Raw genomic sequence first — 8,385 nt, 5'->3', positions numbered from 1 at the left:
GGGGGAGGGGAATTTGAGCTTTATTAGCACCAAACTCCGAGTTGGGAACATCAAACTCCGAGTTTTGAACATCAAACTCCGAGTTTTGAACATCAAACTCCGAGTTGCGAACATCAAACTTTAAGCTTAACTGTTGACTACTAACTATATGGTGAACTCGACTGTCGTTAAAACACTTTACGTTAATCCTGCGACTGGGAATGATAAAAATCCAGGTTCCTCCAAGTTCAGTCCGTTGAAAACCATTAGCCGTGCTTTAAAACTAAGCACAAAATCTACAATTATTCAACTAGCGGTGGGAAATTACAATTCTCTCACTGGAGAAGTATTTCCCCTATTGATCCCCGATGGGGTGTTGGTGGTGGGTAACGAAGGCACTAAAGGTCGAGGAATTGTGATTTCAGGCAGTGGTGCATATCAAAGCCAAAGCTTTGGATGGCAAAATATCACGCTGCTATTGCTAGGTGAAGCGACTGTCATGGGTGTGACGGTGGCAAATACAGCCGCAAAAGGCACTGGTGTTTGGATTGAATCGACCGCACCCTCTTTGGTTAATAATACTTTTACCAAATGTGGTCGGGAAGCTTTGTTTGTGACGGGGAGTGCTAAACCTGCAATTCTAGATAATGTGTTTGTGCAAAACGCTGTCAGTGGCTTGGTGATGGCTGGTAATAGCAAAGGGGAAGTGCTGCGGAATATTTTTCAAAAAAACATTATTGGCATCGCGATTAGTGACTCTGCTGCCCCAATGCTTGTAAAGAACAAACTCATAGAAAATCGGACAGCGATCGCTCTTTCTCGACAAGCGCAACCCGTCCTACGTCAAAATCTAATTGCCAATAATACCCAAGGAGGAGTGTTCGTCAATGGTAATGCTCTTCCAAATTTAGGTAATAAACAAGACAATGGCGAAAATATTTTTCGCGATAACGGTAAATTTGATTTACAAAATGCCACGTCAAAAAAATTGGTTTCGGTAGGTAATGAGTTAAATCCGGCACAAGTTAAGGGGCTGGTGGAGTTGATCGCTGTTAAGAAAAATATCCAAGTAGTTAGGACACTTTTTTCGGATATGGCAGGACATTGGGCAGCGGATTTTGTGGAAGCATTAGCAAACAAGAATTTGATTAACAGCTTGACTGATGGGACTTTTGCCCCAAATAACCCGATGACTCGTGCCGATTATGCAGCTTTAGTAGCGGCAGCATTTAATCCCACTCCCAGACACCCAGCACCGAATTTTATTGACGTCCCCAAGGATTTTTGGGCTTATAATGCGATTCAAATTGCCGCTATGGGTGGTTTTGTCGGTGGAAAAAGCGATCGCACTTTCAGTCCCCATGAAAATGTCCAGCGACTACAAGTAATTGTCTCTCTAGTTAACGGACTGAAGCTACCACCGGCACAATCAGATGCCTTACTCTGTTACAGTGACCGTAATACCATTCTTGATTATGCCCGTACAGCAGTTGCAACTGCCACACAACAAAAAATCGTAGTTAATTACCCAAACCCAAAGCAAATCGAGCCTTCTCGCTTTGCCACACGAGCCGAAGTAGCAGCAATGGTTTACCAAGCATTAGTCGCTATCAAAAAATCTCCTTTGATAAAATCACCCTATATCGTTTCAAATGAAGGCATTTGGCAAGTAGAATAAAAAACACTTCCTATAAATTTAAAAGCACTTGGTAACTTCCCCTGTAGCTAAAAGCACTTCGAGGCTATATGCATGGGTTGAAACTTTATACCTATTGCCAGAAGCTGATAGCCAGATGTTTACAACAACCCTGGACACCTCTGCCACACCACATCGCTCAACCGGGCGTCACAGCGCTCAACGCCTTGAGGAGACGCAGATGAACGGTGACTCCCAAACCCCAACACACGAGTGGCTCGACTTGGCAACGGCCTTATTAATTCACTATAGTTTTGACCTGAGTGGGTACAGCGCCAGTGAGTTAGTTAACCGTTGGCAAACTCAGTACCCAGTTAATTGGCTACACTTAGCGGTGATTGAAGCATTATATCAAGGTCGTTACAAAGCGTTTTCAGTTCAGCAAATCTTAACGTTTTGGCAGCGACGCGGACAGGCAATTTTTCATTTCAACATGGAATTTGAACGTTTGATTTGCAGCAAATTTCCCGAAAGCTTAACTTCACTAACTTCACCGTTTTTATCTGAGAATAAAGACAATACTCCAGAATTACCACCAACCGCAAATTCTCTAACTCACAATTTAGCGACTGCTGCAAGGGTCAATACTGCGTATAGTCGGCACAACAATAATCAGCCGATACAAGTGATGAGTCAAGAAAAGCCACTCTTACAGGAACAAAGACGGGAAAGTACAGAGACGGAAAACGTTTTGCCACCTTCCACAACTGGAGTGTCTAAATATTCATTTGGGCATCAGCAGACTTATGCATTAAGCCTCATAAAAACCGCTGATGAGCATCTTGTCAGCCAAACATCTTCTTTGAATCAAGAGGCATTGTGTTTACCTGCTGCCAATCATCCACCTATTGGACAATTCACCCCAGAAACAAGCGATCGCTCTGAGTTGTTCACATCAAAACTAAAAGCAATCAGGAGGGAAAAGCCATAACGATCTTACGTTCAATAAGAAACGGAGGGTGAAAATATTTAGGGGCACTCTTAACAAATTATTACCAATATCTTGTGAATTAAATCTGGGGAGAGTAAAATATTTAGCAAATTTCTAATAAATAGGTTTATATGCGCTTACCTGTTGTTATTAATATCGGGCTAATGCTGTTTTTAGGTTTGAACACCCCAGTATTATCTGAATCTCCCATAGATCGATCACAATCGCCAGCAGTAAGTAATTTGAATTTGAGGCGGTTCCAATTTAACCGAAATTTGTGGAATCAGCGGAATATTTCCAACTATCGCTATACACTTAGCAATAGTTGTTTTTGCTTACCTGACGCCAGAGGACCGGTAGTTATTGAAGTACGTAACGGTCAAACAACTTCCATCACTTCTGTTGCCACCGATCAACCAGTCGATCCACAATTTTTCCAGCAATACAATACGATTCCCAAGCTTTTTGATGTAATTCAAGATGCTATTGACCGTAGAGCATACAGCCTAAATGTTCGATACAATCACAGATTAAGCTACCCAACCCAAATTGATATCGATTACAGTAGCCAGTTGGCTGATGAGGAAGTCTATCTCACCATTGAAAATTTTCAAATAATCCAATAGCCATCTAGTAGAAAAGACGTAGAGACGTAGCAATGCTACGTCTTTGTGTGTATTCCATTAAAGCGATAGGGTGCTGTATGTAGAAAAGACATAGACCCCAATACGGTTCCCTCGTCTGATTTTCCGTGGTGATTTAGGGCATGTAGAGACGCGATACCCTTGCGTCTGGTCAAGGTTTTTGGTTTCTCGAATTTTCTTATCCGAACCGTATTGACAGAGACCGTATTCTGGTATTCCACTAGCTATAGGACTTACGCAAAATTACCAAAAAACGAACCGCCAAGAAGCCAAGGAAGCCAAGGAATAAAAGTTTAAGAGAGTTTTTGCGTAAGTCCTAAGCTAAACGAGCGGATAACATACTAAAATACCTGTTATCTAGCTCATTTAAATTAATTTCCGGTTTATACAAAGTTACTTTATGCTTTATTATAAATCGCTTTTAACCATCGGCGCTATTGTATTAACACCATTATCGTTTTATATAATATTTGTACCAACTAACCAAGCGCAATCTCAAATTCTCCCTCCTGCTCAAAAGTTACTAGCTGTTGCCAGCCCAAAACGTGTGGCATTAGTTATTGGTAACAGTCGTTATTTACCAGGACTGGAATTAGTTAATCCCAGAAATGATGCTGAAGATATGAGTAAAGTTTTGGGAGAGCTTGGTTTTGATGTCATCAAAGTTTTAGATGCTGATAAAAAACAAATCGATATTGCATTAAATAAATTTAAGTCTAAATTAGCTCAAGGTAGTGTCGGAGTTTTTTATTATGCAGGACATGGAGTTCAAGTCGATGGAGAAAACTATTTAATTCCGACAGATGCCAAACTTCTTGCAGAGAAAGATGTTAGGTATCAAGCTCTTCCTGTTGGGGAAGTACAAAATATAATGGAAGAGTCAAAAACAGATGCCAATATCATTATTTTAGATGCTTGTCGTAATAATCCATTTAGCAGAAGATGGAACAGAAGCACTGCCGCACGGGGTTTAGCTCCTATACAAGCAGCGTCAGGTTTTTATATTGCTTTTGCTACTAGACCAGGAGCAGTTGCATCTGATGGAGGCAGTAAAAATGGTACTTTTACTTCTTATTTATTAAAATATATTAAAACCCCAAATATTCCTATAGAAACTTTATTTAAAAAAGTTCGGCAAGGTGTATTTGAAGAAACAAAGAAGGGGCAAATACCTTGGGACTCTTCCTCATTAATTGGCGAATTTTCTTTCAATCCAGTTTCTACTGCTACTAATACTCCCCCTCCCACCCCAATAGCAAAACCGACAATTTCCCCTACTTTACCTGACCCAATAGCAAAACCGACAATTTCACTTACACAACGACAACAAACTCAAATTGAGCAAATTCGTGCTAACGTCCTTAAGCAAATTGAGCAATTGCTGACAGAAGAGCAAGACGCACAATTCAAAGCAGCGCTGTCAACTGGTAAGTCCGGTCGTGAAGCTTTTACTGCTCTGAAGTTTACTCCACAACAGCAGACTGAATTGCAGCAAATCATGGTACGATCGCAACAACAAATGGAAGCTGTTTTAACTCCCGATCAAAGGGCTGAAGTAGAAAGACTACGACGTCAGACTAAGTGAGGGTTCGCAGAATATAAAAAAGAGGCGATCGCCTGAACTAACCTTGCCATCTCATAATTAAGAATTATCGATAGAAACATGGCGATCGCTTTTTCCTCATCATTTTCATTCTTGTAAAAAATAGGAGGATTTGCCGTGTCAACGACCTTCCAACAAATCTACAATCAAATTGTCTGCACCCTTTCACCAACTGAGCGGTTACGCTTGGCAACTTTGATCCTCAACGAACTAATGCAGCAAAATCTGTCTATCGTCGATCAAAGCGATACCTGGACTGTGCAAGATCAACTCGATGTACTTATATCTTGCACCTACACCCTAGAAGGGTGAGGCTATACAAACAAAGCCTGCCTACGCAGGCTAAAAAACCAACTTTTTTCGTGTTTTTCCGACAAAAGTTAAGTTTTATAAAAACATAACAATTCAATATTAACACGTTGGTGCAAGATGTGAGTGTAACAACCTTTTCCTTGCAGTATGCAGCGACACTTTCCCTTTTTTGAAAACTATAGCCCGTAGAAGTCTTCATCTAGTATCTGCGCGATCGCAAAAGGGCAAGTAGTTGGATATTCATTATCTTCTGGGATACGAACACCAAACTTAGCCAGTTTGCCCTCCTTAATCGCTCCTTTACGAGCATCAGGATAAGCTCTTTCCAGTGCTTCTATCAAAAAACTGTTGAGCGAAGGAGTATCTGCCAAATTATCGAGAACCCGCTGACGATGTTCCAGCACTGAACTGTACCAACTACTTTTCATCGGATCTGGAACGTGATGCTGAACCTTCAATTTAAGTAAATGTATTAACAAGATTTTGAGATTACTTCTCAGAGCATTCTTTTCTGATTTTCCCAAACCTGTTAGTTCCTCAATCAAATGCTCGATATCCAACGTCTCAAATTCACCACTTTTTAGTTGACTGATGGTTTGCGAAATCCACAACTGAAGATCGCGATCGTATAGCGTGTTAGACATTTGTAAAATTTAACTCCAAACAAAATGAACCACATTATTTTTAGCAGATCGCACTCGGAGCAAAGCCGCAAAGGAAGAAATACAGAAAACTTGAGTGTAGTCTAAATACATGAAAACTGCTGTAAGTCCCGATAGACGCTTGTGAGAGCAGAGTATAAAAAAGGGGCGATCGCAATACCGTTGGTGTTAAGCCCCAAATCCTCGTAGAGACGTAAGCTAGCTACGTCTCTACATACATACAATTTTTTACCACCAATTCCTTAACACCAACTGTATTGGGAGCGATCGCACTTCATAGCTCCGTCATCTCATAATTAAGAATCACGAAAAAAGAGCGATCGCGCACATCCAATAATACAAGCTTAATTCGTCGGCGAAATCACTCCTCTCAAACCGTTTCTGTTGAGAAGTTTCAGCACTTCGTTTGCGTTATAGCGACTGCTAAAAATTCCTGCTTGCATGACTCCCCTACCTTGCCAAATCGTAGCGAAAGCACCAGGAACAATAGATCGCACTCTTTCTTGCTCGCTTTGATTTGCTATTTCCACTATTACTCGATAACGCAAACCGGTTTGGCTAACGCCCATAGACAAAGGCGATTGACCGCGATACATTGTTGTTGGGTTTTCAGGTGCGCTCACGTTTGGCGTATCGCTGACAGAAGTCGCTTCTAATTGCGGTGCGTTAAACTCAATTGTGTTGGGATCAACTCGCACATAATTCAACTGTGGCATCACTGCGTTAGTTGCGATGGTCGATGGCGCAGAAACTGATTCCCGATAGCCTGGTAAGCTGCTAGGAGTAGGAAACGCCGCAAGTTTAGAGATGGGTTGCTGTTGATTTGTAGAAGCCACGGAAAGCGGAGAATTAATGCTTTGTAGTGGCAGTAGTTGGGGATTCAAGCGTCCCCAAGGAATGTTGGGTCTAGGTGATGACGGTTTTAATTTAGGAGTTTCGGATACTCCGGGTGCATCGAAGGTGATTTCTCGATTTGCGGAAGTTGGAGGTGCCAGATTGTTGGGTAATGAAGCGATGGCACTTCCATCTTGCATATCTATCTTACCAGCGATGCGATCGCGCTCCAAGTTATTCCCAACAGCGGTAATTACTTGTTTTGCCGCAAGGGCGTTAATGTCATAACGAGCATTATTGCGAAACTGATTACCACCGGCTTCGGATGCGTTACCTAAATCTGGCATTGCAGAGGCGATCGCTACTAACCCATCTTCTTTACTGCCCTCAATTACATTATTCCGTATAATTGGGCGAGCATTGGCCTGGACAACAATTCCGGCTCTGTTATTCTTAATTTGATTGCCTACTATCATTGGCGTCGCATTTTTGGCAATATTAATCCCAAAACCCGTTTGTTCAAAGACATTTTCTCGCACTTCCGGATGAGAATTACCATTGATGGTGATTCCATTCGCTCCATTGCGATAAAAATAATTTTTGCTAATACTGGGCGCACTGTTACCATTGACAGAAATACCATCTTGTGTACTGCCAGTAAAAGTATTTTCAACGATTATAGGATTGCTCGATTCAATCCACAAGCCGTAACCACGGCGATTGGGGTTCGTCACTGTCACCCCAGTTAATCGGGCTTGGTTCGCTCCGACAATTGTGGCATTTTGTCCACCAAAGCTGCGACTGAGGTAATCACCACCCCCCTGAATTTCCAGATCGCGTCCTAGGTTGCGAGAATCTCCTTGAATTGACACTCCTGTTTTGAGGATTAAAGGAAATACCTCTCCGGTTTGGGTGCTGTAAGTACCAATGGATAGCATAATTACAGTATTGGGTTTGGCTTGTTGGAGCGCTTGGGTAATTGTTTTTAAGGGTGCGCGTTCACCACCATTCCCTAGTTTGTCATTTCCGACACTTGGGTTGACAAACAGCACATTAACCTGAGACATTGTTTTTTCACCCATAGGCATCTGATTTGGTGCGGATGGTTGAGCTATGGCTGTGTCGGCAATACCCAACAATGCTGTAGTTACCACGCCTACGCTAAGGGTAAAACACAAAATAGAGGAACGAACAACCAAAAGTATTGCTAATTTTAAGCAAGAATCTGGTTTGTAGTCAAAGGCGATCGCCTTGGGTGGCAGCATATCTGCTTTACGATAGTTAGGAAACACTAGGGGGGAAATCAATTTATCGCACTCCTTACAACCAAGATTAATTTTTTATACTCCGACAACGGCTAGTATGTCGCTAATATTACCCAGATATTGACTTATTGGCTACTTTTAATACAAAGTAATGAAGGATTGGGGACTGGGGCATTGGGCATTGGGCATGGGGCATGGGGCATGGGGCATGGGGCATGGAAAGAATCGTATTAGAAAGCGCACTCTTTCATCACCAAACTTGTTTAATTCGAGCGTGCCCATTGCCCATTGCCCATTGCCCATTGCCCATTGCCTATTGCCCATTGCCCATTGCCCATTACCGATTGCCCATTGCCCATTGCCCATTGCCCATTGCCCATTTTTTAATAAATAACCAACTTCGATGCAAAAAAGAATACAAATCTGAAAGATGCTGGCTGTAACGATGAAAGCACTAAT

The 8,385-nt window shown here is 42.0% G+C and carries 8 protein-coding genes; 5 read left to right on the top strand and 3 right to left on the bottom strand.

Features of this window, described 5'->3' with window-relative positions; translation table 11 throughout:
* Positions 1-148 precede the first annotated feature (148 nt).
* The 5 genes from OGM63_RS01580 to OGM63_RS01560 all read left to right on the top strand — a co-directional run bounded on the left by OGM63_RS01580 (position 149) and on the right by OGM63_RS01560 (position 5,165).
* Positions 149-1,657: a DUF1565 domain-containing protein gene (locus OGM63_RS01580; RefSeq protein WP_263743747.1), complete on the top strand. Its 1,509-nt coding sequence runs from the start codon at positions 149-151 to the stop codon at positions 1,655-1,657.
* Between the two features lie 115 nt (positions 1,658-1,772).
* Positions 1,773-2,606: a hypothetical protein gene (locus tag OGM63_RS01575; RefSeq protein ID WP_263743746.1), complete on the top strand. Its 834-nt coding sequence runs from the start codon at positions 1,773-1,775 to the stop codon at positions 2,604-2,606.
* A gap of 131 nt (positions 2,607-2,737) precedes the next feature.
* Positions 2,738-3,232, top strand: a complete 495-nt coding sequence (locus OGM63_RS01570) for a DUF6174 domain-containing protein (protein WP_263743745.1) — start codon at positions 2,738-2,740, stop codon at positions 3,230-3,232.
* A gap of 418 nt (positions 3,233-3,650) precedes the next feature.
* Complete coding sequence (locus OGM63_RS01565) at positions 3,651-4,835, top strand: caspase family protein (protein ID WP_263743744.1); 1,185 nt, start codon at positions 3,651-3,653, stop codon at positions 4,833-4,835.
* A 135-nt stretch (positions 4,836-4,970) separates the two neighbouring features.
* Positions 4,971-5,165, top strand: coding sequence for a hypothetical protein (locus OGM63_RS01560; protein ID WP_263743743.1), 195 nt, complete (start codon positions 4,971-4,973; stop codon positions 5,163-5,165).
* A 176-nt stretch (positions 5,166-5,341) separates the two neighbouring features.
* Here the strand turns inward: OGM63_RS01560 and OGM63_RS01555 are convergent, their stop codons facing one another.
* From OGM63_RS01555 to OGM63_RS01545, 3 genes are all read right to left on the bottom strand, one after another.
* Positions 5,342-5,809 (bottom strand): DUF29 domain-containing protein, encoded by a 468-nt coding sequence (locus tag OGM63_RS01555; protein WP_263743742.1) that lies wholly within the window; start codon positions 5,807-5,809, stop codon positions 5,342-5,344.
* A gap of 362 nt (positions 5,810-6,171) precedes the next feature.
* Positions 6,172-7,968 carry a DUF1565 domain-containing protein gene (locus OGM63_RS01550; protein WP_263743741.1) on the bottom strand — a complete coding sequence of 599 codons (1,797 nt, stop codon included), beginning with the start codon at positions 7,966-7,968 and terminating at the stop codon, positions 6,172-6,174.
* A gap of 96 nt (positions 7,969-8,064) precedes the next feature.
* On the bottom strand, positions 8,065-8,385 hold a 321-nt coding region (locus OGM63_RS01545), incomplete at its 5' end, for a hypothetical protein (protein ID WP_263743740.1).

It is taken from the genome of Plectonema radiosum NIES-515 (assembly GCF_025753815.1).
GTDB lineage: Bacteria > Cyanobacteriota > Cyanobacteriia > Cyanobacteriales > Nostocaceae > Hassallia > Hassallia radiosum_A.
Note: the sequence above shows the minus strand (reverse complement) of the source record. Positions and strands in the feature narration are given on the sequence as shown.

Excerpts from the sequence above, each read along its gene's own strand:
- OGM63_RS01580 (WP_263743747.1), top strand. The coding sequence starts at position 149 with ATGGTGAACTCGACTGTCGTTAAAACACTTTACGTTAATCCTGCGACT.
- OGM63_RS01575 (WP_263743746.1), top strand. The coding sequence starts at position 1,773 with ATGTTTACAACAACCCTGGACACCTCTGCCACACCACATCGCTCAACC.
- OGM63_RS01570 (WP_263743745.1), top strand. The coding sequence starts at position 2,738 with ATGCGCTTACCTGTTGTTATTAATATCGGGCTAATGCTGTTTTTAGGT.
- OGM63_RS01565 (WP_263743744.1), top strand. The coding sequence starts at position 3,651 with ATGCTTTATTATAAATCGCTTTTAACCATCGGCGCTATTGTATTAACA.
- OGM63_RS01555 (WP_263743742.1), bottom strand. The coding sequence starts at position 5,809 with ATGTCTAACACGCTATACGATCGCGATCTTCAGTTGTGGATTTCGCAA.